Origin of the sequence: Erwinia piriflorinigrans CFBP 5888, from assembly GCF_001050515.1 — a bacterium.
In the GTDB taxonomy this organism is placed as follows: Bacteria; Pseudomonadota; Gammaproteobacteria; order Enterobacterales; family Enterobacteriaceae; genus Erwinia; species Erwinia piriflorinigrans.
In genome coordinates this window covers 127,978-153,500 of the sequence record NZ_CAHS01000021.1, presented here as the reverse complement: position 1 = coordinate 153,500, position 25,523 = coordinate 127,978, and the positions used below count along the sequence as shown (strand labels likewise).

The window sequence follows — 25,523 nt, the reverse complement described above, 5'->3', positions numbered from 1 at the left end:
AACGCCGAAATATCGATTATAGGGTGTGGATCCTTATGGTGCGTGCGGGGAGACAGGCATTATTTCGTTTTTTTCTCTGCCCGTTTTAACGCTTTTGCGATATGGCCCAGCCATGACCCACTTATTTCCACTTCGTGGCGGAAAAAGTCGTTCTACACAGTCAGCCGCTGCCGGGCTAGTTTATTTGCATTGTGGATAAGGGGGGATGGCGGTGAGTAAAGGAACGGCGTCGGTGAGCGTAGTGGCAGAAAGGGATAGCGATATTCAACGACAGGCTGCACGAGTAATGACGCAAATTGCCAGGCTGTTTGCCGAAAGAAATATTCAGCCCAATTCGGTACAGCAACACATGTTGGCTTCCCATGTACGGGCGATGGCGCTGCGCTCACTCACCGGAGAAGCGCTTCCCGAAGTGGAAGCCGACCTGTTTGAAGATATTTCTCCGCAGTCGATGGCGCTGGCTCAGCAGGTGCTGGACCTGTTTGGCAATCTGCCTGTTGAAGAGGCCTGGCTGCTATCGGTGCATTTTGAAGTCGCCAAAGCAAACGAAAATTAAGGGGATCACTATGTCTAAAATCACCGTTGTTATCGGCGATCGTCTGGGAAAGGGACAGAAAGTGGCGGCAGGCATTGAGAAAGCAGGAGGCCATGCCATCGTGGTGCCGGGAGTAGCGGCAGATATGAAGCTGGGAGACGTGATGAAGGCAGAAAACGCCGACTTCGGTATCTCCTTCTGCGGCAGCGGTGGTGCGGGTGCTATCACGGCTCAGAACAAATATGGCTATAAGGTGAAACACGGTATGCGTTCCATAGAGGAGGGCGTTACCGCAATCAATGAAGGCGCTATCGTGCTGGGTTTCGGCTTTATGGACCAAGAAGAGCTGGGTGAGCGGCTGGTCGTGGCGTGGCAGAAGAAGCCAGCCTGATGAAAGAGCAATTCACCACCACGGTGAAGGTCAGCGGTAAAGGTGACAGCAAAGCCAAAGCTTTTGCCGCAGCGCTAAGTCAGGTGCAAAACACGGTGTTGAAATCCAGCGATAACGTCCTGCTCCGTATTGAACCGGTTGACGTGCGGGTGCTGCGCGCGTGGCAACGCGTGCGTAAGGAGAAGTTTCTTTTTTTCTTTCTGGCGCGCGAAAAGTGGCTTTATGGCGTTGAGTTGGAGATCGTTGTCAATGTCGTCGCGATAGCGACCGACAAAGTGGAATTCAGCACCGTGAAATAAAAACGTTTGGCGATAACAAAAAGGAAAAGCGGATGTTTTTAATCATATTATTCAAGTCGTTAATTATTGGCGGTCTGGTCGGCGTGGGAGTGGGAGCCGGGGCAGCCCGTATGTTTCATGCGCCCACCATACAGGGCATGGGCGCATTTCGTACACTCGGTGAACTGAACTCCTGTGAGGGCGATCCGGCTTCTCACTTCTCCTTCGGTCTCGGATTCTTTTTCAATGCCTGGGCCTCTTCGGTGGCAGCTGGTTCTTTCACCCAAGATGTTGATCACCGCATCATCCCCAACTGGGGAGCTGCGGCGCTGATGATGAAAAACCGCAACCTGGCACAGACCCTGCACAACCCGAAGAAAATGGCGATAGCCTGCGGCATCATTGGCATGATCGTCGTGGCGTTTCTTAATTCCACCGCATCGGCGGTGCCCGCAGCTTTACAGCTCACTGCGGTCAAGGTGCTGGTTCCTGCGGCTAATCTGCTGGTGAATACCGTTATGCCGGTACTGTTCTGGCTGGCGGCGATCGATGCAGGCAAAAAGTCGGGTTTCTGGGCCACCATTTTTGGTGGGCTGGCGCAGCTGATGATGGGTAACGCCGTACCGGGGCTGGTGCTGGGTATTTTGATCGGTAAAGGGGTGGAAGAGAGCGGCTGGAACCGGGTGACGAAAGTGATGATGGCAGCCATTATCCTGCTGTTTGTGCTTAGCGGTTTCTTCCGTGGATTCGATATGAAGGTGCTGCAATCTTTCCAGCTGGGTATACCGGGCTGGCTGGATATGCTCCACAACACCCTGAACGGTAAATAAAAGGACGATGGCAATGGATGAGTCAAAAAGCGGTTTCTGGTATGCGGACTGGTCGTTTCCGATCTTAGTTGGTCTGCTTTCCGCCGGAGTGTTTGCCGGTACGCATATGTATTACGTCTACGGGCTGGGCGCATTTAACGAGGTCGCTTTTGTCTCGATGCTACGATCCGGCATGGAAACGGGCGTCTACGGTGCGGTAGCCGCCTTTGGTGCCAGCTTTCTGTTTGCGCGCATTATTGAAGGTTCACTGGTCGGGATCCTTGATATTGGTGGTGCCATCCAGACCGGTATCGGCTTGGGCGTGCCGGCGATGTTGCTGGGGAGCGGGTTTATTTTCCCGATAGCTCACTTTGCTGCCGCACTGGTTACCGGGCTGATACTCGGCCTGATGGTCGGCTACCTGATTATTCTGGCGCGCAAATTTACCATTAATAACAGCGACTCCACCTATGGCGCTGACGTGATGATGGGGGCGGGCAATGCAGCAGGTCGTTTTCTCGGGCCGTTAATTGTTCTGTCTGCCATCAGTGCGTCCATTCCTATTGGACTGGGTTCGCTGGTCGGCTCACTGTTGTTCTATCTGTGGAATAAGCCTATCACCGGTGGGGCTATCCTCGGGGCGATGCTGCTGGGGGCAATCTTCCCTATCGCACTGTAACTAACCCGCGCGGGGACGGGACGCCTCCGCGCTCAGGAGTTGGCCATGTTTGATCTGATTATTCGGCAGGCCCGTCTTAGCGACGGTTCGCTCAGTGATATTGCGATAAACCAGGGGAAAATTGCCGCCGTTGGCATGCTGTCTGACACGGCAGTGCGCGAGTGGGATCTGGCTGGGCGTTACTGGCTTAGTGCGGGGTGGATTGATTCGCATGTTCACTGCTATCCGACATCGCCGATTTACCATGATGAAGCTGACCGCATCGGGATAGAAAGCGGGGTGACGACGGTGGTGGATGCGGGCAGCACCGGAGCCGACAATATTGATGACTTCTTTCAGCAGGTTCGCAGTGCCAGCACCAGGGTCTATGCACTGCTCAATATTGCCCGCAGCGGTATTCTTACCCAGAACGAACTGGCTGATATGGCAAACCTCGACGAGCAGGCGGTGAAAGCCGCATTGCAGCGGCATCAGGGGTTTATTCTTGGCCTCAAGGCCCGTATCAGCAGCAGCGTGGTAGAGCAAAATGGTATTAAACCGTTGCAGCGCGCCAAAGTCATACAGCGGAATAACGGCCAACTGCCGCTGATGGTTCATATCGGTAACGATCCGCCGCATCTTGATGAGATCGCCGATCAACTGACCGCTGGCGATATTATCACTCACTGTTATAACGGCAAACCGAACCGCATTCTGTCTCCTTCCGGTACTTTGCGCGCATCGGTCACCCGCGCGTTGCAGCGTGGCGTGCGGCTGGACGTGGGCCACGGGAGCGCCAGCTTCAGTTTTGAGGTGGCGCGGGCGGCCATTGCTCAGGGGATTTTGCCGCATACCATCAGTTCAGATATTTATTGTCGCAATCGTATTCATGGCCCGGTACATAGCCTGGCACACGTTATGTCGAAGTTCTTACATATTGGTATGACCCTACAGCAGGTGATCGACTGTGTGACCGTGCACGCCGCGTGCGGGCTGCGCCTGGCAGATATTGGCCGTCTCGAGCCGGGTTATGTCGCCGATTTGACGATTTTTGACCTGCATCAGGCCGATTGCCTGTTCGGTGATTCTGACGGGCAGGCGCTGCCCGGTGCAATACAGCTGGTGCCGCTGGTCGCCGTGGTCGGCGGGCAGGGATTTATGACCGATGAAGGGAAAAAACGTAATGACCTCTGTTTATGACAAATATGGCTTGAAGCAGGTGATCAATGCCTCCGGGCGCATGACGATCCTCGGTGTCTCTACCCCGAGTGCGGATGTGGTGGAAACGGTGAAATTTGGCCTGAATCACTATTTTGAAATCAACGACTTGGTCAATAAAAGCGGTGCTTACATCGCCGGGTTACTCGGCTGTGAAGCGGCGCTGGTGGTTTCCTGTGCATCGGCCGGTCTCGCCCAGTCGGTGGCCGCACTGATTATTAAGGATAATGTCTGGCTGCTGGATAATCTCCATGCTGCCCCGTTGACCGTTGCTCATGACATCGTGTTGCCGAAAGGTCACAACGTAAACTATGGCGCGCCGGTTGGCACGATGGTGGCGTTGGGCGGAGGGCGGCTGGTGGAAGCGGGTTATGCCAACGAATGCTCAGCGGAGCAGCTTTCAGCGGCGATCACCGGGCAAACTGCCGCGATCCTGTATATTAAATCGCACCACTGCGTGCAAAAAAGCCATCTTAGCGTTGAAGAAGCGGCAGCCGTCGCGCGCCAGCACGGCGTTCCACTGATCGTTGATGCTGCTGCTGAAGAAGATTTACAGGCTTACTCTAACGCCGGTGCCGATCTGGTTGTCTACAGCGGAGCCAAAGCGATTGAAGGGCCGACCAGCGGGTTGGTTGTCGGCAAAACGCAGTATGTCGAATGGGTGAAAAGGCAATCGCAGGGCATTGGCCGGGCGATGAAGGTTGGCAAAGAGGGCATCCTCGGTCTGACCCTGGCGATTGAAAACTATCTGCTGCGTGCCAGGGTGACTGGCAGGCAGATGGTGGAAAAAATGACGCCGTTTATCGCTCATCTTAACCAACTGCCGGGTGTTGAGGCGCGCGTGGTGTGGGATGCAGCCGGACGGGACATTGCGCGGGCGGAAATCCATTTCGACGAGGCGAAGCTGGGCCGCACCGCCGGTGAGATTGTCCAGTCACTGAAAACCGGTGATATCGCTATCTATTTCCGAGGCTACAAGGCCAATGAAGGGATTGTTGAAGTCGACGTACGCAGCGTGACTGTTGATCAGCTGCACACCGTTTTTTCTTGTATTCGCGCCCTTATTGCCGGGGATCAACGCCCATGACGCTAACACCTCATTTCTATCGTGGCAGGGTATGTCTCAACGTACTGGCCGGTTCAAAACAGAATGCGCGTGATATCTGGGAGGCGGCCGAAGGCCATGTGCTTGTCGGCGTATTATCGAAAGATTATGACGACGTGGACAGTGCGGTGAGCGATATGCGCGAATATGCGGCATTAATCGATAATGCGTTGTCGGTGGGTCTTGGTGCTGGCGATCCGAATCAGTCAACAATGGTTAGTGCAATCGCCGCCCGTATCCAGCCGCAACACGTTAACCAGGTGTTTACCGGCGTGGCGGCCTCGCGCACGCTGCTTGGGCAGTCACAGACTGTGGTCAATGGGTTGATCTCACCCACGGGGCGACCCGGCATGGTAAAAATCTCTACCGGCCCGCTCAGTGGCAGGGAGGCAGACGGCGTGGTTCCGGTGGCAACGGCGGTGGCGCTGTTGAAGGATATGGGCGGCAGTTCGGTGAAATACTTCCCGATGAATGGCCTGCATACCATTGATGAGTTTAAGGCGGTGGCTGCCGCCTGCGCCGCACAGGATTTCTGGCTGGAGCCGACCGGGGGGATCGATGTAAATAACTTTGCAGCGATCCTGCAGTTCGCACTGGATGCCGGCGTCAGTAAGATAATCCCGCATATCTACAGCTCGATAATGGATAAATCCACGGGTCTGACGCGACCTGAAGACGTGGCAAGGCTGCTGGCGATAACCAAGAAGCTGGTGGATTGATATGAATCCGGCCCTAGTTATTACCGGGGCTATTTTTTCATCACGAAAAAAATGAGGCTGGAGGAATGTATCCGTTCCCCAGAGCCGCCAACGGGAAAAGGGGTAACTCGTGAGATTCCCTAACCAACGACTGGGCCAACTGTTTGCTATCTTGCAAAATGAAACGCTGCCGCAGGACGAGCTGGCGCGGCGTCTTGACGTTTCTACGCGCACGGTGCGCACCGATATTAACGTGCTTAATGAGTTGCTACAGGATTATGCAGCCTGCTTTGTACTCAGCCGTGGCGCGGGCTACCGTTTGAAGATTGCTAACGCGGAGCGCTATCAGCAGCTCTTACAACAGTCATCTTCTCCTCTGCGCGTCCCGCGCACCTCCGCTGAACGCATAAACTATCTGTTAACCCGCTTCCTCACCTCGGCTTTTTCACTCAAGCTGGAAGATCTGGCCGACGAATGGTTTGTCAGCCGCACCACGCTGCAAAGTGATATGGCCGAGGTCAGGGATCGGCTGGCGCGTTATCAGCTGATCATTGAATCCAGGCCGCGCTATGGCATGAAGCTGTTCGGCAGCGAGATGGCAATACGCACCTGCCTGACCGACCTGTTTTATCAGATAGCCACTGAAGATAGCGACAGCCCGTTGCTCAAGGTGGAGGGACTATACAGCGGCATCCTCGATCGGCTGCAACCGCTGCTACAACAGAGCCTGTCACGCTTTAATATTCGTCTGGCAGATGACGGCGAATTTTATCTGCGTCTCTATTGTGCGGTAGCGGTGCGACGCATCAGTGAAGGGTATCCACTGACGGATTTTAGCGCCGAGGACGTGGACGATGAGGTGCGCGCTGCGGCCTGTTATATGATCAATCAGCTGCGTTCTGTCGTTTGTAAGGCGATCTCGCCGGCCGAGGAAGCGTATTTGCGGGTTAACATCGCGGCGCGCCGGGTTGAGGCGCTGGCAGTCAGCGCAATCGGTGCGGATGATGGTGACTCGCTGGTGAGGTATATTCTCTGTTACATCTGCACCCATTATAACTTCAATCTGCAAAACGACCCGCAGCTGCATGCCGACCTGTTGATGCATATCAAAACGATGATCACTCGCGTGCGCTATCAGATCCACATTCCCAACCCTCTGTTGAGCAATATCAAACAGCATTATCCTCTGGCATGGGATGTAACGCTGGCGGCGGTATCCAACTGGAGCAAATATACGCCCTGGGTCATCAGCGAGAATGAAATGGGTTTTCTGGTACTGCATATCGGCGTCGGGCTGGAGCGTCATTACAATGTGGGCTATCAGCGTCATCCACAGATCCTGCTGGTGTGTGATACCGGTAATTCTACCGTGCGTATGATCCAGGCCATGCTGTGGCGCAGATACCCGCAGGCTGTCGTGAAAAGGATTATCTCGCTGCGTGAATATGAGTTGCAGGGGATCGTCGAAGAGGATTTTGTTATCTCCACCGTACGCCTTAGCGATAAGGATAAGCCGGTGGTCGTGATGTCACCGTTTCCCACCGAGTACCAGCTGGAGCAGCTCGGGAAACTGGTGCTGTTGGATCGCACCCGACCTTACATGCTGGAGAAATTCTTCGATGCCAGCCACTTTATGATCCTCGACAGGCCGGCGGATCGTTCAGCACTGTTCCGCCAGCTATGCGATCGGCTTGAGCAGGAAGGAATGGTGGATAAAACCTTTTACTCATCTGTTGAAGAGCGCGAAGCCATCGTCACCACGATGCTGGGCGAAGGTATTGCCCTGCCGCACTCCCTCGGACTGCTGGCGAAAAAAACCTGTGTCTATACCGTGCTGGCGCCACAGGGGATGGCATGGGGAGATGAAACGGCATATGTGATTTTCCTGCTGGCGATCGGCAAGACGGAGTACGAGGAAGCGATAGCGATATACGATCTGTTTGTAACTTTTTTGCGCGAACGGGCAGGGGTGAGGTTGAGAGACAGTAAGGATTTTGCCGGTTTTAAAGCGGTAGCGATGGATTGTTTAAGCCGACAGCAAAGTGGAGCGAGCCGCGCAGAGTGAAAGGGCGATCGGCGACCGCCCTGTTAATGGTTATTTAAGAATAGTAAATGCGGTGGTGACGTGCTTCACGTCGTTCACCCGGCTGGCGATATCCGCTGCCGCTTTGGCTTCTTCATCGGTGACCAGACCAAGCAGGAACACTTCGCCATTTTCGGTGGTCACCTTCACGCTTGAAGATTTCACCCGATCGCTACCCAGCAGCTGCGAACGCACTTTGGTGGTTATCCAGGTGTCGGACGAGGCGGTGCCAAAGCTCACCTTATTGCCGGTACGGATCTCGTTATACACCTCGGTGGCCCCGTCAACGCCAACAGCAATCTGTTTTGCGCGTAACGCCAGCTCATTATCCGGTGCCTGGCCGGTCAGCAGCACCTTGCCCTGATAGGCGGTGGCGACGATATGGGCGGTTTGCTTAATCTGTTCATCTTTAGACAGGGCGTTAGTGACGCGCAACTCTAAAGTGCCGTCATCAACTTGGGTGCCGACGGTACGTGGGTCGGTGGCGGTTTTAGTGGCCACCGCCGCGCTGCCGACCACTGCGGCCACACAGCCCTGTAGCATCAACGCGGTAAGAATCACTGCACATGCAGATAGTGCCTTCATACTGAACTCCTTCAAAGTTCCTGGTGGGGAAACAACGTGTTGTCTATTAAATCGCATAAACAGTTCACGGTTAACATATGCATTTCCTGAATTCTCGCGCTTCGATGCGAAGGAATACGGATTTCGACATCATGCGGCCCCAGTAGACCGGCGAGTTCTCCACCATCGTGGCCGGTCAGCGCGACAATCGTCATATCACGTGTGACCGCTGCCTCTACGGCTTTGACAATATCACGGCTGTTGCCGCGTGTTGAAATCGCCAGAAGGATATCGCCGGTATGGCCCAAAGCCCGTACCTGCTTGGCATAGATCTCTTCATGTAGGCGATCGTTACCAATTGCCGTTAGCAGTACGTTATCAGCGCTGAGGGCGATGGCCGGCAGGCTGGGGCGCTCCGTTTCAAAGCGGTTAATCATACTGGCGGCAAAATGCTGGGCATTGGCGCTGGAGGTGCCGTTGCCGCAGCAGAGAATTTTATTGCCATTAAGCAGCGACTGAACCACGGTCATCGCTGCACGAGAAATTGCGTCCGGCAGGGCCTCTGCCGCTGCGATCTGCGTCTGAATACTTTCGGTAAAGCAAACTTTTATTCTTTCCAGCACGTCATTCACCTGGTTGTTTTGCGCGGCGACTTAATCCGCTGTAAACGCATTGGGCAGCCATTCCACCTGTTCGCCGGTTATCGCTACCACATCAAAACGACAGTCGGTGGTATCGAAACTCTGCCTGCGGCTATGCAGCCACATGGCTGCCGCCTGTAACAGCTTCAGCTGTTTACTACGGGTTACGCTGATAGCGGCACCACCAAAAAGGGCATTGCGGCGATAGCGTACTTCGACGAAAACCCACACCTGTTTGTCCCGCATGATGAGGTCGATCTCACCAATGCGGTAGCGCACGTTGGCGGCGACAAAATGCAACCCTGAAGTTTCCAGCAGGCGGCGAGCCTGATTTTCACGGTTCGCCCCTTGCTGCTGTCGGCTCAGGTGCCCGAAACGATCTGTCCTTGATGATACTGGCTCCATACCAACTTCCTGTTAATGGCACAGTCCTGATTAGCGCTTAAATTACCGGTGTCACCCTTAACCTGGAAGCCCGGCTGATTACGCATCTCATTGAAATGGTTAGCCAGCGTCCAGGCATCAATGCCCATGGCGTAAAGGCGAACCAGTGAATAATCATTGTTAAAGGCTTTGGCAGCCTGCTGCATCAGCGCCGGGTTAGCACCGGATAACAGCGGTGCATCGCTAAACTGTAAGCCCTCCAGCTCCAGACGATAGTCCGGGCCTGCACCGGCCTGGTAGCTGCGTGAGCTGGCGTACAGGCCCACATTATCACGGCTGCTGATGCGCATAGCGATCATCGGCTTAATCAGGATCATTTCGTCCTGAGTCGCAACAATATACACCGAATCGACATGGCCGTTGCTGCTGGCTGCACCGATTTGAGCATCGGTTGACGGTGATGGGATAGTCAGACCCGCAATCGTTACGCCTGCTTGCTGCTGCGGCTGCACGTCCACCGGTGTGCCGCTCAGACGAATACCCGCGCCGCTGTTAATCCCCTGTTTCAGCTCGGCGGCAGAACCAAACTGCTGTTGTAGCACCGTCGCGCCGCCGAGCTTTTGCCATTCAGCGGCAAAGGCCTTGTTGACGCGATCGCCGAGTGAGGTACGGGGCACCAGCAGCAGCGGGGCACGTTTTCCCTGTTCCCACATATGATGCGCAGCATCACGGGCTTCGTCTTCAGGAGAAAGCGCAAAATAGCAAATATTCGGACGGTTCTGGAGAGATTCCGGCTCATTCAGCGCCAGCACGTTAAGCGCCGTCTGGGTATTAACGATTTTATCGACATCGTTTTTCAGCAGCGGCCCCACCACCAGCGTAGCGCCATCATTTTGTGCCTGGGTCAACAGCTGCTCGACAGGCTGCGTGCTGGTGTCATAAACCTGAACCTGCGTACTGCTCGACGGCGCGGCGGTTGTTATGCTGTTAGCCGGGGCGGGTTCTTCTGCGGCTTTATCTGCCGTTGTTGCCGAAGGGCTGATGGCGACGGCTGCATCGCTGGGGACCACCCCAGGAACCGCCGGTGAGGGGGCTGCGGTACTCTGAGCCAGCACGCCGTTCTTCGCGTCGTTGAAACCTTTCTGGATAGCATTGGCAAACACCTGAGCCTGTCCGCTTAACGGCAGCAGCAGCGCGATTTTCCCCATCGAGGCGGGATGTAAGTTCTGCGTCTGGGTCAAGGGGCTGGGCAGCATTTTTGCCGCTGGATTATACGGATAGCGCGTTTGCCAGTCCTGGATAGCCGATTTCAACATATCCGGGGAGGTGGCGTTGTTTTTATATACGCCGAGCAGGTCTAACCAACCTTGCAGCACGTTTTCATTGGCGTTAATCGTCAGCGTGCTGATTTGTTGCTGAGGGATCTGCAGTAGCGCCTGCCAGGTGTTATCGATATTTTTTTGCTTATCCGCTGGCTGCGTTTGCAGTGGTTCCAGGGCTATCCAGGCGCGTACTACGTCAAGTGACGGTTGGCCCTGACCGGCAGCGATCTGTAGCTGGTAGTAACGAACCTGCTGATCCTGAGAAAGCGCGCTGCTATCCACCTGTTTCAGCCGATCGGCGGCACCCGGTAAATTTTGCTGGGCAACATTGAGCTGGGCCAGCAGCAGCAGCTGTTCCTGATGCTGGGTGGCGTTCAGATTCGCGCCCAGCTGCGTAAGGGCATCGTTGGCTTGAGGAGCCTTACCTTCGTTTAACAGCGCTCTGATTGCGAGTAATTGCCAGTCAACCTTGTTATCATCTGAGCTTTGCTGTACCTGCTGCAGATAATAATCAGAAGTGCCGTTGGCCGCGCCTTGCACATTCGCTTGAGGCGTTTGCGGGGCCTGACCAGTACAACCGGCAAAAATCAGGGCGGCCAGCAGAAGCGGCACGGTGCGTACCGCTTTGCGGTGAACTACTTTCGAAGGAAGCATACTGTATCCAGTGATGTTTTTTTCAAGATGCTCAATATTAAATCGGCTATGCGGATCAAACAATGAAACAACACGATCGGGCAGATATTTCTGCCAGCACGCTCTATATCGTTCCCACACCGATTGGCAACCTGGGCGATATCACCCAGCGGGCACTGACGGTGCTTGCGAGCGTCGATCTGATCGCTGCGGAAGATACACGTCATACCGGGCTGTTGCTACAACATTTCGCCATCAATGCGCGTCTGTTCGCATTACACGACCATAATGAGCAGCAGAAAGCCGAAGTCCTACTGACGCGCTTGCGCGAGGGGCAAAGCATCGCCTTGGTGTCCGATGCCGGTACGCCGCTGATTAACGATCCGGGCTACCATCTGGTGCGCCTGTGCCGGGAGGCAGGCATTCGCGTGGTGCCGCTACCCGGTGCCTGTGCGGCAATTACCGCATTAAGCGCTGCCGGATTGCCGTCTGACCGTTTCTGCTATGAAGGATTTCTACCGGCCAAAAGTAAAGGCCGCTGCGATACCCTGAAAGCGCTTGAGCAGGAGCCTCGCACGCTTATTTTCTACGAATCCACCCATCGTCTGCTCGATAGCTTACAGGATATGGTCAAGGTGCTGGGGCCGGAGCGCTACGTGGTACTGGCGCGAGAAATAACCAAAACCTGGGAATCCATTTTTGGTGCGCCTGTCGGCGAACTGCTGGCCTGGGTGCAGGAAGATGAGAATCGCCGTAAGGGTGAAATGGTACTGATGGTGGAAGGCTACCACGCAGAAGAACAGGCTCTGCCGCCTGAAGCGCTGCGCACCCTGGCCCTGCTGCAAAGTGAGCTACCGCTGAAAAAAGCGGCTCAGCTGACTGCCGAAATTCACGGCGTGAAGAAAAATGCCTTATATAAGTACGCACTTGAGCATCAGGGCGAGTGACAAGCAGGTGAAAACCCTATACACTTCGCGCCGAAGCTGACCAGACAGTCGCCGCTTTGTTGCCGTCCTCCTTCGGGGGAGACAGACAAAGGGGAGGAAAGTCCGGGCTCCATAGGGCAGGGTGCCAGGTAACGCCTGGGGGGCGCAAGCCCACGACCAGTGCAACAGAGAGCAAACCGCCGATGGCCTACGCAAGTGGGATCAGGTAAGGGTGAAAGGGTGCGGTAAGAGCGCACCGCGCGGCTGGCAACAGTTCGTGGCACGGTAAACTCCACCCGGAGCAAGGCCAAATAGGGGTTCACCAGGTACGGCCCGTACTGAACCCGGGTAGGCTGCTTGAGCCAGTGAGCGATTGCTGGCCTAGATGAATGACTGTCCACGACAGAACCCGGCTTACCGGTCAGCTTCACACCATTCAAAACAAAACCCCGCTTCGGCGGGGTTTTGTTTTTTGCAGGCAGAACAAACAGAGGAATGACTGTCCACGACACTTTCCATGAAGAGAAGGCGGCTTACCGGTCAGCTTCACACCATTCAAAACAAAACCCCGCTTTGGCGGGGTTTTGTTTTTTGCAGGCAGAACGGCAAGATGAATGACTGTCCACGACGCTTTCCATAAAGAGAAGGCGGCGGCTCGCTAATCGAGCGGAACCCGTCTGGTGACAACCGCTTGTGCAGAGCCGATTATTTGCCAATCGCCACGAGCGACTCAAACCACTTCGGATCGCTTTCCAGTGCATCATTAAGTTCATCCCAAGTGATGTTTTTCGCGGTAATCCCTTTTTTTATCTTTGTATTGATGATTTTTTTTAACGCATCAACGTTTTCTTGCTTTTTGGAAAAACCATTGCGATAGAGCCAATCTTCTAATTCATAAGATTGTTCGTCGCTGGTGTTTACAAACACATTATCTGCCTTAGGCATATCAGTTTCCCTTCTGTTTTCTCAGCGCAAAATTGTGCTGCCGTGCTCTTAATATCGATTTTTTTATAACCCATATCAACCCTTTTTATTCCTTTTTACGTGGTTTAGAAGGGGTGGGAGCGCCGGTAGTGGCATCGGCAGGGCATCTTAATTCATGATTTTAAAATAAAATATCTCTAATGTTTTAAGGTTGCCACACTGCGGCCGCAAGGGAAATAGGGCGTCACACCGGCAGATCAATCACCAATACGCGCAGCGGCGATGTTGCCACCAGGGTGATATTCGGCTCATCACGCAGAAACGCGCCATCGCCGCAGCTAAGGATAGTCTGCTGTTGCGACAGCGGGATAACCGTCAGAGCGCCATGAATGGATTGCAGGTAAGCACGCGGTCCGTTTAGCGGCAGACGGTATTCCTCACCCGGTTGCAAAATCACCTGATGTATCCACACCTGCTGGCGAAGTTGCAGGCTGTCGTCACTGCCATCAGGCGAGGCAATCAGGCGGTAGCGCTGGCAATCGGCTAACTTCAGCCGTTGTACCCGCGCATTTTCCTGATGCGGGCAGGCATCCAGCCAGAGCTGCATGCGTGTCAGGCTGTGCTCTTTGCTGATGTTATGCTCGGAATAGCTGACGCCGGGTTGCGTAGCCAGCAATAAGACTTCACCAGCCTGCGCCTGCACGTGGTGGCCTTCGCTGTCGCGATACTCTGCCGTGCCCTGTAAAATCAGGTTGAGCACGTCGACCTTCGGGTAAGTTCGCGGCTGCAAAGCGCCGCCAGGTGCCAGGACTTCCTGATTCAGTACGCGTAATGACGCATAACCCAGGAGTTCGGGATCAAAATAGTGGCCGAAGGAGAAGGTATAGCGCCCCTGTAGCCAGCCGTAGTCCGCTTTGCCACACTGCTGAGCGGTTCGACAGTCAATCATGCGTTTCTCCTTACGGGGCGGCGGTGCCAGCCGTTTAGTATTCTGACATGGTAAGTTTCTGGACGCCGGATTGTTAGCCAGTTAATCTGCTGGCTATATTCAAATTTCCTGACAGAGAATGACTATGGCTAAAGATCGTGCTCTGACGCTGGAAGCGCTGCGCGTTATGGATGCTATCGATCGTCGCGGCAGCTTCGCGGCGGCGGCAGATGAACTCGGCAGAGTACCTTCCGCGCTCAGTTATACCATGCAAAAACTGGAGGAGGAGCTGGATGTGGTGCTATTCGACCGCTCCGGTCACCGCACAAAATTTACTAACGTTGGACGCATGCTGCTTGAGCGCGGCCGCGTCCTGCTGGAAGCGGCAGATAAGCTCACCACCGACGCCGAAGCGCTGGCACGCGGTTGGGAAACCCATCTCACCATCGCCACTGAAGCGCTGGTCTCCACCGAAAGGCTCTATCCACTGGTAGAAAAATTGGCCGTTAAGGCGAATACCCAACTCTCACTGGTGAAAGAGGTACTGGCCGGTGCGTGGGAGAGACTGGAGCAGGGGCGTGCGGATATTGTTATCGCCCCGGATATGCACTTCCGTGCCTCGTCGGAGATCAATACCCGTAAACTTTTTACCCAGATGAGCGTCTATGTCGCCAGCCCGGATCACCCCATTCATCAGGAACCGGAACCGCTGTCGGAAACGACACGCGTGAAATATCGTGGCATCGCCGTCGCGGATACCGCGCGCGAGCGACCGGTATTAACGGTGACGCTCCTCGACAAGCAGCAACGTCTGACGGTCAGCACAATCGAAGATAAGCACCGTGCCTTGTTGGCGGGGTTAGGCGTCGGAACCATGCCCTATACGATGGTTGAGAAAGACGTTGCCGAGGGGCGCTTACGTGTAGTCAGCCCGGAATATAAGCTTGAGGTTGATATTATTATGGCGTGGCGGCGCGACAGCATGGGAGAGGCTAAGGCCTGGTGCCTGCGAGAGATCCCTAAACTGCTGGCCCGACGCCAGAATTAATCCATAGCAGTGCTAAAGACTACGGAAGAGGATTTCCAGCGGCCTGGTGAGTCGTTCCGGGGTTCGAGAAGGTTGAGAATGTCTGATAGTAGTAATGGCCGACAAACGCGATATAGCACAACATCACGGCGGCGAGACAAACGGTAATGGTTTTGATCATGGCTTTACTCCCCGGAAGGTTATTCGTATTGGCTATCTACGTCAGTAAAGATACGTAGATGCGAAGGGTGGGAGTTTGTGCCAGATCAAAAAAGGGTGAAGAGAAACCGGGGCGCGTAAAAAATAGCCCCGGATGCTAAAAGATGTCCCTCTTCAGAGAGGATCGGAGGATTGGGCAAAGCGCCTGTCGCGCCCGTGAGGTTCATCCCAGTGGCAGGCCGGGCCGAGTGAAATGACCCCGCTGGGGTTAATGGTTTTATGGCTGCAATAGTAGTGATGGCGGATATGGTCGATATTCACCGTCGTGGCCAGCTCTGCGGTTTGATAAAGGTCGCGCAGATAAGCGTTCAGATTGAGATAATCGCTGATGCGATGGCGATCGCACTTGAAGTGAGTGACGTACACCGGATCGAACCGCACCAGCGTTGTCCACAGACGGATATCCGCTTCGCTAAGTCGGTCACCTGTCAGATAGCGCTGCTGTCCCAGCAGGGCTTCCAGCCGTTCAAGCGAGGTAAATAACGCGGTTACCGCCTCGTCATATGCGCCCTGGCTGGTGGCGAAGCCCGATTTATAGACCCCGTTATTCACACTGTCGTAGATCCAACCGTTTAGCTCATCAATCTCCGCCCGCAGCTCGGGCGGATAGTAATCCCCAGCGCGAGCGCCCACGCCGTCGAAGGCGCTGTTAAACATGCGGATGATATCGGCAGATTCATTACTGACAATGGTGTGCTGCTGCTTATCCCACAGTACCGGGACGGTAACTCGGCCGGTATAGTGCGGGTCTGCGTGCAGATAGAGTTGGTAAAGATATTCGTTCTGATACAGGCTGTCGCCGGTGGCAGCAGGGAAATCTTCAGCAAAGGTCCAGCCGTTTTCCAGCATCAGCGGATGAACAACCGATACGCTTATCAGGTTCTCCAGCCCTTTCAGCTGGCGCATGATCAACGTACGGTGCGCCCACGGGCAGGCCAGGGAAACATATAAATGATAACGCCCGGCCTCGGCACGAAATCCCGCCTTGCCGCTTGGCCCCGCCTCACCATCGGCGGTAACCCAGTGACGAAAGGCTGATTGCGTACGCTTAAAACGCCCACCCGTCGAGTCGGTGTCATACCAGTTGTCATGCCAGACGCCGTCAATCAGTTGTCCCATCATTCCTCCAAAATATGTAGCATATTTTAAACTGCGGATGTTTTAGCCGTGCCTGTTATCGGTCTTTGCTGGCTGGTGACTGACCGAAAGCGGTTCTTCTCCACGCCTCTACCCGGTACAAATAGTAAAAAGGGCGAGGATTTAATCATCCTCGCCCTGATGCGGTCAGGGTAGCGGACTTACCCTTTTTTACCCAGCAGACGGTCGATACTGAACGCGCCAGCACCAGTAATGGCGAGAAGCAGGAAGCCACCGGCAATCGACAGGTTCTTCATGAACATCAGCGAGTTAACGCCCTGCGCGAAGTCGGTATGGAAGATAAATGCCGTCAGCAGCGTGAATGCTGCGATGAACAATGCGGTAAAGCGCGTCAGGAAGCCGAACAGGATGGCCAGACCGCCGCCGAACTCCAGTAAAATGGTCAGCGGCAGGAAGAAGCCCGGCACGCCCATCGCGGCCATATATTGCTGTGTGCCGGCGTAATCGCTGATTTTCCCCCAGCCTGCGTAGATGAACAGAATTGGCATCAGGATACGTGCTGCTAATAAACCGAAATCTTCTAATTTTTTCATGATAATCCCCAAACAAGATATGGATGGTCATGCGGATGGCACAACCGAACCCGGACACGACCTGAAGCAGATTAAGCACACAGCGCCGTTGGTTGTTGAAGATAATAGTTTGCTTATAAAAACATTGTTAGCGAGATAATCTGTCAATGTTGTTCAATAAAATTGCAGGGGATGCAGCCGCACGGGGAGCGCGGCTGAAAAGGGAAGCATTAACGACGCGGCAGGTAATTGCGTACCATGCGCCAGGTGCTCCATGCACCAAACCCTCGCCTGGCCCAGCGTGTGATAAAGCGGGGATTGCGCATTGACCAGATAGCCATTACTCCGCCGCCCAGCGCCAGCCAGCGTTTGGCGCTCAGCAGCGCCATCCAGCCGTTATCGTAGCGTGCCGTACTGTCCAGCCAGGCATTACGCCCGGCGCTCAGATCCAACCGCTGTTGCTGAATTTGTCGCAGCAGTTCAGCTTTACGCGCTTCACGCTTACGGCTCATTAGTCACCCTCCAGCAGCTTACGATCTTCCGACAGCTCCTTACGGGTGGCGCCTAACAGAGTCGAACGCCGCGATTTTGCCAGCGTCCACAGACCTAGGATCAGAGCCAGTGCGAAAAGTACCCCGGTAGTAATGGCAACCGCCATCAGACGGTACTGAACATCTACAGCCCAGATAATCAGCACCATCAGGCTCATTAGACCGAAGGCGGTAAACAGCATGGTCAGACCTACCATCAGCAGCATCTGAAGCAGGTTAGCTTTTTCCGCTTCCAGCTCAACGACTACTAGTCGGACACGGGTTTCCACCATACCGACCAGCGTTGTAATGATGCGCTGCCCGATGTTAATGACCCCTTTGCCGGGGCCGTGGCTTTGCGGTTGATCGGCCATGTTAGCGACGCGTCAGCAGCACGCCCAACACCACTCCAACAGCCGTACCGACACCGACGCTGGTCCAGGGATTGTCACGCACGTAAACGTCAGCGCGGCCGGCCGCTTCACGAGTGGTCTGCGCGATGCGTTCACCCGAGTCGCCCAGACGAGCGCGAGTGTCGTTCAGTGCGCTCTGCGCTTTGCTGCGCAGCTTTTCCAGCTCAGATTTGGATTTCTCGCTGGATGAACTCAGCACTTCTTCCAGAGTATCCGCAAGGCTTTTCAGCTCAGCGCGCAGGTTTTCTGACGTGATATCTTTAGACATTGAAAACTCCTCAAATTTTATTTTAGTGATGTCGGGCAGAGACCTTAATATGGCGCAGCCTGTACTTCCTTCAGCTCGTTTCGGGCTTCATCGAGTTTCTTTTCGCGTTTCTTGATTTTATTGCCGTTGCCGCCTTTCGCTTTTTCCTGCTGCAACTCACGTTCTCGTTCAGACACTTTTTTCTCGTGCTGACTGATTTTTTCCTGATGAGATTTTCTCAGAAAATCATCGTTACAGTTAGCACGGATCTCGTTCAAAGCCTGCTGTAAACCAATGACACGATGCTTGTTATCATGCTTTTTGGCTATATCAATTTCATGTTGTACGTTCTGCTCTTTCTGCTGACAAAGCGTGCCAGCGTGAGCCAATGTACCCAGAGAAAGCAGGCTTGCGCCGAAAATAACGTGTGATAATTTCATCGAAATCATGACCTTCCTTTGCGTGATATCAGTGGATAATGATATCTGATTCCTCATACCGGGTTTCACCATTTATGCACAACAAAGCATAGACAGAAAATGCAGAAAGCTCAAAACAGGGAGTGATTTTTAGCAACAACCCCGCCGAACAGGGGAGGGGCGGAGCGTTAGCCGATAGATTGTGCTCTCATACTGATGCGGTTTATCCAGCCAGTGGCCCCCTGGTTTTGATGATGTGCGATATCAAAACCATGCGGCAGCAGCTCTCGCAGGACTCTCTCTGCCGCGTGACTTTGCTCCAGAGACTCAAAGCGTATCACCAAAGCGTTTTGCTCTGGCGTGATGCTCTTGATGTGAATACCCTGTGCGCTTAATGTCTGGTAGACATAAAAACCGTCTGGCAAGGACGCTCCCTGACGAGATGCGCGGATTTGCAGCGCGCTCTCGTGGCGAAACAGGGCTGGCATCATGGCCAGCCCCAATAATGCGACGGCAGCCAGAGCCAGCCACAGAGTGAGACGCCGCTGTGGAGCACGCTTTTTCATAAAAGCCGTTATCATGAGTTTTCTTTCTTATTGTCGGACTGCCTTTTGCGCCACAACACATACAGTGAACCAAACAGCCCGAATACCAGAAGCACCAGCGGCAATAGCATCAGACAGAACATCAGCTGGTCTTCATATTGGCGGAAAATGGGCGTTTTACCCAGCGCGAAGCCGATGACGGTCAGAATCAGCACCCATAGAAAGGCGCTCGCCCAATTGAAAAACTGAAAACGCGCATTGCTCAGCCCGGAAAGCCCGGCGATAGTCGGCAGTAGCGTGCGGACAAAGGCGATAAAACGGCCCACCAGCAGCGCAGAAAGGCCGTGGCGGTGAAACATCTGATGAGCCCGCTGATGATAATGTTCAGGCAGGTGTGACAACCATTTTTGCACCGTGGCCGTATTCCCCAGCCATCTTCCCTGAATATAACTGACCCAACATCCGAGGCTGGCGGCAGTCGTCAGGATAAATAAGGTCAGGGTAAAGTTCATCGTGCCTTTAGCAATCAGCACGCCGACCAGAATCAGCAAACTGTCGCCCGGCAGAAAAGCGGCGGGCAGCAGACCATTTTCCAGGAACAAAATCATAAATAAAACGAAGTAGATCGCCCATACCAGCGAGGGATCTGCGAGGGCAGCATAATCTTGTTGCCACAGGGCTTGCATAAGAGATTTAAAAATATCCATTAGTCGTCCTGAACATCATCATTGACCCGTTTAATGGCAATTTACACACTTAATTGATCGTCTTATCGGTGCAATTTACAAGTTTTAGGGTGGATAAAATGTAGGGTGCGTAAAAAGCACATCTTTTTTTTTCACGCCAAATGGGTAAAAAAAGCATGCTAACTGTAACAAAATAATGCGCAGCCAGACAGCAGGAAACACATCAGCCACGATGTTTTACCGTTGAAAAAGGCTGTCTGAAAGGAGTTTTACATAGGCTGACACAATTAGGCCTATTTTGACCACACCGCAGTATCACACAGAGTGAAGATAGCTTATTTTAGCCATTTTTTTAGGAATTGAGGATGAGATTGGTATTTTAAGTAAAAATATCCACTTTCACCGACGATTTCTTATCATGAATAGTGGCAATCAAACGTATTAGCGGGCGCTTTAATGCGGGAATAACGTCGACATGTCGTGGCGAAGTGCCACCCGGTTTATCAGCATGTCGACGGTTTGACAGGGACTTGCGCTGTGGTGAAGTGCCTCCCGTTAGCCGGGAAGCACGTTGACTCTCAAGGGTGTTTTGCGCGCGGGAAATTGAACAATCAGGCGTTCTGTTCCAGTTTACGATCTTCCGCCATACAGGCTGCGGCGGTAAACAAAATATCCGCTGAAGAGTTCAGCGCGGTCTCGGCTGAATCCTGCAATACGCCAATAATAAAGCCGACCGCGACCACCTGCATCGCTATTTCATTTGGGATACCGAACATGTTGCAGGCTACCGGGATCAGCAGCAGTGAACCGCCCGCAACGCCGGACGCACCACAGGCACAGACAGACGCCACCAGACTCAGCAGGATGGCAGTACCTGTGTCTATCTGGATGCCTAAAGTATGTACCGCCGCCAGCGTCAGCACGGTAATGGTAATCGACGCACCGGCCATACTGATATTGGCCCCGATCGGTATTGACACCGTATAGGTATCTTCATCCAGGCCCAGCCTTTTCGCCAGCGCCATATTCACCGGAATATTGGCAGCGGAGCTGCGGGTAAAGAAGGCAGTGACCCCGCTTTCACGCAGGCAGGTAAATACCAGCGGGTAGGGGTTGCGGCGGATCTGCCACCATACCAGCAGCGGGTTAAATACCAGCGCCATCAGCAGCATGCAGCCGAGCAGCAGGCCGAGCAGGCTGGCATATTGCCATAACGCATCAAAGCCGGTTGAGGCAAGAATGGAAGCGACCAGGCCAAAAATGCCGACAGGTGCGAAGCGGATAACAAGGCGCACCAGGCGCGTGATCGCATCGGAGGCGTCGTTAAGGAAGGTACGCGTACTTTCGCTGCTGTGGCGAAAAGCGAAGCCCAATCCCACTGCCCAGACCAGAATACCGATATAGTTGGCTTTCATTACCGCCTCAATCGGATTAGTGACCATGCTCATCAACAGGCCGCGCAGGACTTCGAGGATACCGGATGGGGGCACGATCTCGCTGCTGGCGTTTTGCAACGTCAGGTTCTGCGGCAGCAGATGGCTAGCGATCACCGCCACCACGGCGGCAAAAAAGGTGCTCAGCAGATAGAGCATGACAATCGGGCGAATATTGGTTTTTTGCCCCTGCTGATGATTGGCAATCGACGAGATAACCAGTACCAGTACCAGCAGTGGCGCGACCGCTTTCAGAGCGTTGACGAAGAGCTCACCCAGCAGGCCTACCGCCAGCGCATGACTCTTTGATAACCAGGCGAGAGCGATCCCGGCCACCAGCCCAACCATAATTTGTGTTACCAGGCTTCCTTGCATAAGGCGCTGTATCAGCCCACTTTTTTCTTTACTCATAATTTAAAAATCACTGTTGTTATCGATGTTCTGCTGCCAGTACATGTCGGCTGCATGAGATGTTTGCGCAGGGAAGTATAAGGAAATGCGTTGACAGGGAAAGGGAAAATTGCGTGACGTGACAAAAGGAGCGGCAGAAAACACCTCATCGCAGGGTAATGCCACGGATCCGTCAGTACACAGGGGGCGGGCCTGTATTTCGCCCGCCCGTGCTGCTGTTGATATGAAACCGCAGTGATTAACGCGTCGTATTGGCCTGGGCTTGCCTGCGATCGTGGCGGTAGTTGACCCAAGCGTTGATGAGAAGCGTCAACGCCAGAATACCGCCGACGATGCCGAGTGATATCGCGATCGGAATATGGAAGAAATCGACAATCAGCATTTTCACCCCGATAAACACCAGAATCACCGACAGGCCGTATTTCAGCATTGAGAAGCGCTCAGCCACATTCGCTAACAGGAAGTACATGGCACGTAGACCAAGAATAGCGAACAGATTCGAGGTCAGCACGATAAACGGATCGGTCGTCACGGCGAAGATCGCCGGAATACTGTCGACCGCGAAGATCACATCGCTTAGCTCAACCATAATCAGCACCAGCAGCAGCGGGGTGGCGAACAGCAGGCCGTTCTGGCGCACAAAGAAATGCTCGCCTTCAATTTTATCGGTCATACGCATCCGGCCGCGTAGCCAGCGCACCAGCGGTTTATCGCCGATGGCGCTATCATCTTCTTTCGACAGCGCCATTTTGATCCCGGTAAACAACAGGAACGCGCCAAAAAGATATAATAACCAGCTGAACTGGGTAACCAGCCAGCTTCCGGCAAAGATCATGATGGTACGCAGCACAATTGCGCCCAGTACGCCGTAGATCAATACCCGGCGCTGCAAGGCTGCCGGCACGGCAAAATAACCGAACAGCATCAGCCAGACGAACACGTTATCGACCGCCAACGCTTTTTCGATGAGGTAACCGGTGAGGAAGGCGAGTGCCTGGGTATCGGCGACTTCGCGCCCGACGGTGCCGGTGAGATACCACCAGAAGGCGGCGTTAAATAACAGAGAGAGCGTCACCCATACCAGTGACCAGGCTGCTGCCTGTTTCATGCTCATGGTGTGCGCACCGCGACGCCCCTGTAACAGCAGGTCAATCGCTAGCATAATCACGACAACGACAGCGAAGCTGCCCCAGAGTAACGGTGTACCGACAGTATTCATAAAATATCCCGTGCGAAATAAAAATGGCTAACGTCGGAAGACGGTAGCCACTCTGTTATCGCTGCTATAAGCAAACCCCGCCTCCCGGCAAGGTCTCACTTACAACCTTTTATCGGTTGCCCAGTAACCGGACATCATGTGGATGTCGTATTGACGATTAACTGACGAAGAAGTTACTCCCCTTTGCTAACAGCAAAGATAGGACGCTACAGACTCAAGGTCAATATTGTTCAGTCATATTTGGACATATTTACAGATGATATGCCGTGTGGCGTCGTAATTTGATTTTTGCGCTATCCTCTCGCACGATAAAGTAAATCGTCCCGAGAGAATCCGATGAGCTTACACAGCAGGCACGCATTAAACTGGACCCGTATTTTGGTGGCTATCCCGGTTGGACTGGTGGCCTCGCTGGTGACGCTGGCCTTCCGTGAGGCGATAGCAGGGATTGATGGCCTGCTATTCAGTGGACAGACCGATATCACCCGGGCGATGTCGGTTTATCCCTGGTACTGCTGGCCGCTGATTGTGGGCTGCGGCGGCCTGATTGCGGGTTTCTTCCTGCGCTACGCTACCGCGATTGAGCAAAAGCAGACGTTGCGCAGCGATTATCTCGAAGTGATTAACGCCCGGCTGGATGCGGTGCCAACCCGCACTTCGCTGTTCCGTGGGCTGTCTTCCCTTGCCAGTATCAGCAGTGGGGCATCCATCGGCCGGGAAGGGCCGATGGTGCAGCTATCGGCGCTGAGCGGCAGTCTGATGGGGCGCTGGCTGTTTAAAAACCTGGCGCTGAAAAACAGTGACGTGGTGGCGATGGCCGCTGCCGCTGGCCTCTCTTCGGTTTATCATGCACCGCTGGCTTCCGCGATATTTGTTGCGGAGATTGCCTTTGGTATTTCAGCCATGCAGCGACTGATCCCGCTGATTATCTCTTCCGGCACGGCGGTACTGACCATGTGGTCGCTCGGGCATGGCTCGGCTATCTATTCGTTTTCGCACGGCCAGTTTGAACTGGCACCAGAAAGCATGGCACTGACTATCGCGATTGGTCTACTGGCAGGGTTGCTGGGCTGGGCGATGATCGCGATGATAAATCACAGTAAGCGCCTGTTTGCTCCCCTGCGCAGCCTGCCGTTGCGCTTAGGTCTTGGTGGCTTGCTGGTGGGCGGACTGGCTATCGGCAGCAGCCAGATCCTTGGTAACGGCTACGAGGTCATCGTGCGCATTATGGCAGGCGATTTCCTGCTGCCGATGCTGTTAGCGTTACTGTTGCTAAAAATGTTGGCAACGGCGATTTCCGTTGGCTCCAGTACCGTCGGCGGATTATTTACCCCGGCGTTATTAATCGGCGCGTTGATGGGGAGCGCCGTGGCGCTGCTGGCTGCGAAAGCAGGGTTGCCGGTGGATAACGTTGCCGTGTTTGCAGCGATCGGCATGGGCGCACTGCTGGCTTCAGTCAGTCAGGCTCCGTTGATGGCTATGCTAATGGTGCTGGAGATGACGCTGAATAGCAGCCTGCTGTTTCCGGCGATGATCGCCAGCGTACTGGCCTCAATGGTGGTTTATCGCCTGCATTCCAGCAGCACTTATGCGGTGGTTGGCGACCATTTCAGCCGTTCGGATGCCAAGTTCGATTTTGATAACGGTGTCATTTCACAGTTTATTGTTGCCGGCGCGGCGCTGACGCCCCAGGATTCGGTGGGCAAAGCGCTGGCGGTCAGTTCGCTCAAACGCGAGCGCTTTGTTTACGTGACAAGCGACCAGGGGCAGTTTCTGGGTGCTGTATCCATTCACGATATCTCGCACAAGATACTGGATAAGGAGATCACCTTGACGTCCCCGGTTAGCTGCGTCATGGACTGCGATTTCCCCACTATTTATGCCCATCAGACGATCAGAGAAGGATGGGAGGCATTCGCACAGGTGACGCTGGAACGTCTGCCGGTGCTGAATAATGCCGAGGAAAAAAAGTATCTCGGTGCGCTCACCAAAACCAGCCTTATCCAGCAGGCGCGGGATTTTATCTGATGGCGTATTGATTACCCCGAAAGTGAAAGCGATGTCGGAGATCCCTGCCACGCCGTTCGTCGTATTGGGGCTGTTTAGCGTTGATGCTACTGCGCTTTTTCATTACCCGTGCTGGCTGCGAAAAAATTCGGGTTTCTTCTGCTCACTCAAACGAAAAGTCACGCATATTCAGCTTGCGAAAGGAGAGGTGTCCAGCTGTTGCTGAATTATTATCATTCGCATTATAAGAAAGTGAAGGACGCTAAATCTTAATTTCATCCATAAAAATTAATCGAACAACGTTAGAATAATAATTGGAATACTGATTCTGATAGTCATAAAATCAAATTGGTTTTAATTTTTTTTGTTTAAAAACAGCGGCATGTTTCCACATAGACTATTTAATTAGTCAAAGTGAAAATAATTAGTTGAGTAGTAGTTTAGTATGAAACTAAACAGTGTTTATTATCAGTATTGACGATAGTTTTGATTTGGTGATAGTATTATTTAAATAATATTTATCAATATCAAATATAGCTATTAGATATATCTTTTTTTCCCGAGCGGCATTATTTTTTTTGAGTTATTTCCTTATAAGAA

29 protein-coding genes and 1 other RNA gene are annotated in these 25,523 nt (G+C 53.6%); 13 read left to right on the top strand and 17 right to left on the bottom strand.

The window, feature by feature from the left end:
• Positions 1 to 211: 211 nt before the first annotated feature.
• The 9 genes from EPIR_RS15160 (at position 212) to EPIR_RS15120 (ending at position 7,757) form a co-directional block, all read left to right on the top strand.
• On the top strand, positions 212 to 556 hold the full coding sequence (locus tag EPIR_RS15160; protein ID WP_023656362.1) for a glycine dehydrogenase: 345 nt from the start codon (positions 212 to 214) through the stop codon (positions 554 to 556).
• Between the two features lie 10 nt (positions 557 to 566).
• Positions 567 to 926 carry an SFCGS family glycine-rich protein gene (locus EPIR_RS15155; RefSeq protein ID WP_023656361.1) on the top strand — a complete coding sequence of 120 codons (360 nt, stop codon included), beginning with the start codon at positions 567 to 569 and terminating at the stop codon, positions 924 to 926.
• Positions 926 to 1,225 carry a DUF4312 family protein gene (locus tag EPIR_RS15150; RefSeq protein WP_023656360.1) on the top strand — a complete coding sequence of 100 codons (300 nt, stop codon included), beginning with the start codon at positions 926 to 928 and terminating at the stop codon, positions 1,223 to 1,225. Before EPIR_RS15155 ends, EPIR_RS15150 begins: the two co-directional genes overlap by 1 nt.
• A 32-nt stretch (positions 1,226 to 1,257) precedes the next feature.
• Positions 1,258 to 2,034: a DUF4311 domain-containing protein gene (locus EPIR_RS15145; protein ID WP_023656359.1), complete on the top strand. Its 777-nt coding sequence runs from the start codon at positions 1,258 to 1,260 to the stop codon at positions 2,032 to 2,034.
• A 13-nt stretch (positions 2,035 to 2,047) separates the two neighbouring features.
• Positions 2,048 to 2,692: a DUF4310 family protein gene (locus EPIR_RS15140; protein ID WP_023656358.1), complete on the top strand. Its 645-nt coding sequence runs from the start codon at positions 2,048 to 2,050 to the stop codon at positions 2,690 to 2,692.
• Between the two features lie 45 nt (positions 2,693 to 2,737).
• Positions 2,738 to 3,871, top strand: a complete 1,134-nt coding sequence (locus EPIR_RS15135) for an amidohydrolase/deacetylase family metallohydrolase (RefSeq protein WP_023656357.1) — start codon at positions 2,738 to 2,740, stop codon at positions 3,869 to 3,871.
• Positions 3,855 to 4,976, top strand: a complete 1,122-nt coding sequence (locus EPIR_RS15130) for a DgaE family pyridoxal phosphate-dependent ammonia lyase (RefSeq protein ID WP_048697832.1) — start codon at positions 3,855 to 3,857, stop codon at positions 4,974 to 4,976. Before EPIR_RS15135 ends, EPIR_RS15130 begins: the two co-directional genes overlap by 17 nt.
• Positions 4,973 to 5,713: a 2-dehydro-3-deoxy-phosphogluconate aldolase gene (gene dagF, locus EPIR_RS15125; RefSeq protein ID WP_023656355.1), complete on the top strand. Its 741-nt coding sequence runs from the start codon at positions 4,973 to 4,975 to the stop codon at positions 5,711 to 5,713. The genes EPIR_RS15130 and dagF overlap by 4 nt, the downstream gene beginning before the upstream one ends.
• A gap of 109 nt (positions 5,714 to 5,822) precedes the next feature.
• Positions 5,823 to 7,757, top strand: coding sequence for a BglG family transcription antiterminator (locus EPIR_RS15120; RefSeq protein ID WP_023656354.1), 1,935 nt, complete (start codon positions 5,823 to 5,825; stop codon positions 7,755 to 7,757).
• A gap of 30 nt (positions 7,758 to 7,787) precedes the next feature.
• Here EPIR_RS15120 and dolP read toward each other — a convergent pair whose 3' ends face one another.
• The 4 genes from dolP to EPIR_RS15100 are packed head-to-tail and all read right to left on the bottom strand — an operon-like array spanning position 7,788 to position 11,340.
• Positions 7,788 to 8,360 (bottom strand): division/outer membrane stress-associated lipid-binding lipoprotein, encoded by a 573-nt coding sequence (dolP, locus tag EPIR_RS15115; RefSeq protein WP_023656353.1) that lies wholly within the window; start codon positions 8,358 to 8,360, stop codon positions 7,788 to 7,790.
• A gap of 11 nt (positions 8,361 to 8,371) precedes the next feature.
• On the bottom strand, positions 8,372 to 8,962 hold the full coding sequence (gene diaA / locus EPIR_RS15110) for a DnaA initiator-associating protein DiaA (protein ID WP_023656352.1): 591 nt from the start codon (positions 8,960 to 8,962) through the stop codon (positions 8,372 to 8,374).
• A 30-nt stretch (positions 8,963 to 8,992) separates the two neighbouring features.
• Positions 8,993 to 9,385 (bottom strand): YraN family protein, encoded by a 393-nt coding sequence (locus EPIR_RS15105; protein WP_023656351.1) that lies wholly within the window; start codon positions 9,383 to 9,385, stop codon positions 8,993 to 8,995.
• Positions 9,343 to 11,340, bottom strand: coding sequence for a penicillin-binding protein activator (locus EPIR_RS15100; RefSeq protein WP_023656350.1), 1,998 nt, complete (start codon positions 11,338 to 11,340; stop codon positions 9,343 to 9,345). The genes EPIR_RS15105 and EPIR_RS15100 overlap by 43 nt, the downstream gene beginning before the upstream one ends.
• A 62-nt stretch (positions 11,341 to 11,402) precedes the next feature.
• Here EPIR_RS15100 and rsmI point away from each other — a divergent pair, with 62 nt between their 5' ends.
• Together rsmI and rnpB are read left to right on the top strand one after the other, a co-directional pair.
• Complete coding sequence (gene rsmI / locus EPIR_RS15095; RefSeq protein WP_023656349.1) at positions 11,403 to 12,266, top strand: 16S rRNA (cytidine(1402)-2'-O)-methyltransferase; 864 nt, start codon at positions 11,403 to 11,405, stop codon at positions 12,264 to 12,266.
• Positions 12,267 to 12,298: 32 nt separating this feature from the next.
• Positions 12,299 to 12,678: RNase P RNA component class A (gene rnpB / locus EPIR_RS17870), an RNA gene on the top strand.
• Between the two features lie 272 nt (positions 12,679 to 12,950).
• Here the strand turns inward: rnpB and EPIR_RS15090 are convergent.
• On the bottom strand, positions 12,951 to 13,190 hold the full coding sequence (locus EPIR_RS15090; protein WP_023656347.1) for a hypothetical protein: 240 nt from the start codon (positions 13,188 to 13,190) through the stop codon (positions 12,951 to 12,953).
• A gap of 223 nt (positions 13,191 to 13,413) precedes the next feature.
• The gene (locus EPIR_RS15085) at positions 13,414 to 14,118 is read right to left on the bottom strand and encodes a pirin family protein (protein WP_023656346.1); all 705 of its coding nucleotides are present in this window, start codon (positions 14,116 to 14,118) and stop codon (positions 13,414 to 13,416) included.
• Positions 14,119 to 14,242: 124 nt separating this feature from the next.
• Here EPIR_RS15085 and EPIR_RS15080 point away from each other — a divergent pair, with 124 nt between their 5' ends.
• Positions 14,243 to 15,145, top strand: coding sequence for a LysR family transcriptional regulator (locus tag EPIR_RS15080; protein WP_048697830.1), 903 nt, complete (start codon positions 14,243 to 14,245; stop codon positions 15,143 to 15,145).
• A gap of 19 nt (positions 15,146 to 15,164) precedes the next feature.
• On the opposite strand, the gene EPIR_RS18935 is transcribed toward EPIR_RS15080, so the two are convergent.
• The 11 genes from EPIR_RS18935 to EPIR_RS15030 all read right to left on the bottom strand — a co-directional run bounded on the left by EPIR_RS18935 (position 15,165) and on the right by EPIR_RS15030 (position 22,916).
• Positions 15,165 to 15,305 (bottom strand): hypothetical protein, encoded by a 141-nt coding sequence (locus EPIR_RS18935; RefSeq protein ID WP_023656344.1) that lies wholly within the window; start codon positions 15,303 to 15,305, stop codon positions 15,165 to 15,167.
• A 152-nt stretch (positions 15,306 to 15,457) separates the two neighbouring features.
• Positions 15,458 to 16,462: a glutathione S-transferase family protein gene (locus EPIR_RS15075; RefSeq protein ID WP_023656343.1), complete on the bottom strand. Its 1,005-nt coding sequence runs from the start codon at positions 16,460 to 16,462 to the stop codon at positions 15,458 to 15,460.
• Between the two features lie 179 nt (positions 16,463 to 16,641).
• Positions 16,642 to 17,034: a DoxX family protein gene (locus EPIR_RS15070; protein WP_023656342.1), complete on the bottom strand. Its 393-nt coding sequence runs from the start codon at positions 17,032 to 17,034 to the stop codon at positions 16,642 to 16,644.
• Between the two features lie 209 nt (positions 17,035 to 17,243).
• On the bottom strand, positions 17,244 to 17,525 hold the full coding sequence (locus tag EPIR_RS15065; protein ID WP_023656341.1) for a YqjK-like family protein: 282 nt from the start codon (positions 17,523 to 17,525) through the stop codon (positions 17,244 to 17,246).
• Complete coding sequence (locus EPIR_RS15060) at positions 17,525 to 17,917, bottom strand: phage holin family protein (RefSeq protein WP_023656340.1); 393 nt, start codon at positions 17,915 to 17,917, stop codon at positions 17,525 to 17,527. The genes EPIR_RS15065 and EPIR_RS15060 overlap by 1 nt, the downstream gene beginning before the upstream one ends.
• Position 17,918: 1 nt before the next feature.
• On the bottom strand, positions 17,919 to 18,224 hold the full coding sequence (locus EPIR_RS15055; RefSeq protein ID WP_023656339.1) for an ElaB/YgaM/YqjD family protein: 306 nt from the start codon (positions 18,222 to 18,224) through the stop codon (positions 17,919 to 17,921).
• Positions 18,225 to 18,268: 44 nt separating this feature from the next.
• Entirely contained in the window at positions 18,269 to 18,643 is a 375-nt protein-coding gene (locus EPIR_RS15050) for a DUF1090 domain-containing protein (protein ID WP_048697914.1), read from the bottom strand.
• A 167-nt stretch (positions 18,644 to 18,810) separates the two neighbouring features.
• Complete coding sequence (gene mzrA / locus EPIR_RS15045; protein ID WP_023656337.1) at positions 18,811 to 19,203, bottom strand: EnvZ/OmpR regulon moderator MzrA; 393 nt, start codon at positions 19,201 to 19,203, stop codon at positions 18,811 to 18,813.
• Entirely contained in the window at positions 19,200 to 19,874 is a 675-nt protein-coding gene (locus EPIR_RS15040; RefSeq protein ID WP_023656336.1) for a DedA family protein, read from the bottom strand. Before EPIR_RS15040 ends, mzrA begins: the two co-directional genes overlap by 4 nt.
• A 590-nt stretch (positions 19,875 to 20,464) precedes the next feature.
• A complete protein-coding gene (gene sstT / locus EPIR_RS15035; RefSeq protein ID WP_023656335.1) occupies positions 20,465 to 21,697 on the bottom strand; it encodes a serine/threonine transporter SstT in 1,233 nt (410 codons plus the stop codon).
• Between the two features lie 238 nt (positions 21,698 to 21,935).
• A complete protein-coding gene (locus EPIR_RS15030; protein WP_023656333.1) occupies positions 21,936 to 22,916 on the bottom strand; it encodes a TerC family protein in 981 nt (326 codons plus the stop codon).
• A 336-nt stretch (positions 22,917 to 23,252) separates the two neighbouring features.
• Between EPIR_RS15030 and EPIR_RS15025 the strand changes: the two genes are divergently transcribed.
• On the top strand, positions 23,253 to 24,944 hold the full coding sequence (locus EPIR_RS15025; protein ID WP_023656332.1) for a chloride channel protein: 1,692 nt from the start codon (positions 23,253 to 23,255) through the stop codon (positions 24,942 to 24,944).
• Positions 24,945 to 25,523: the final 579 nt, after the last annotated feature.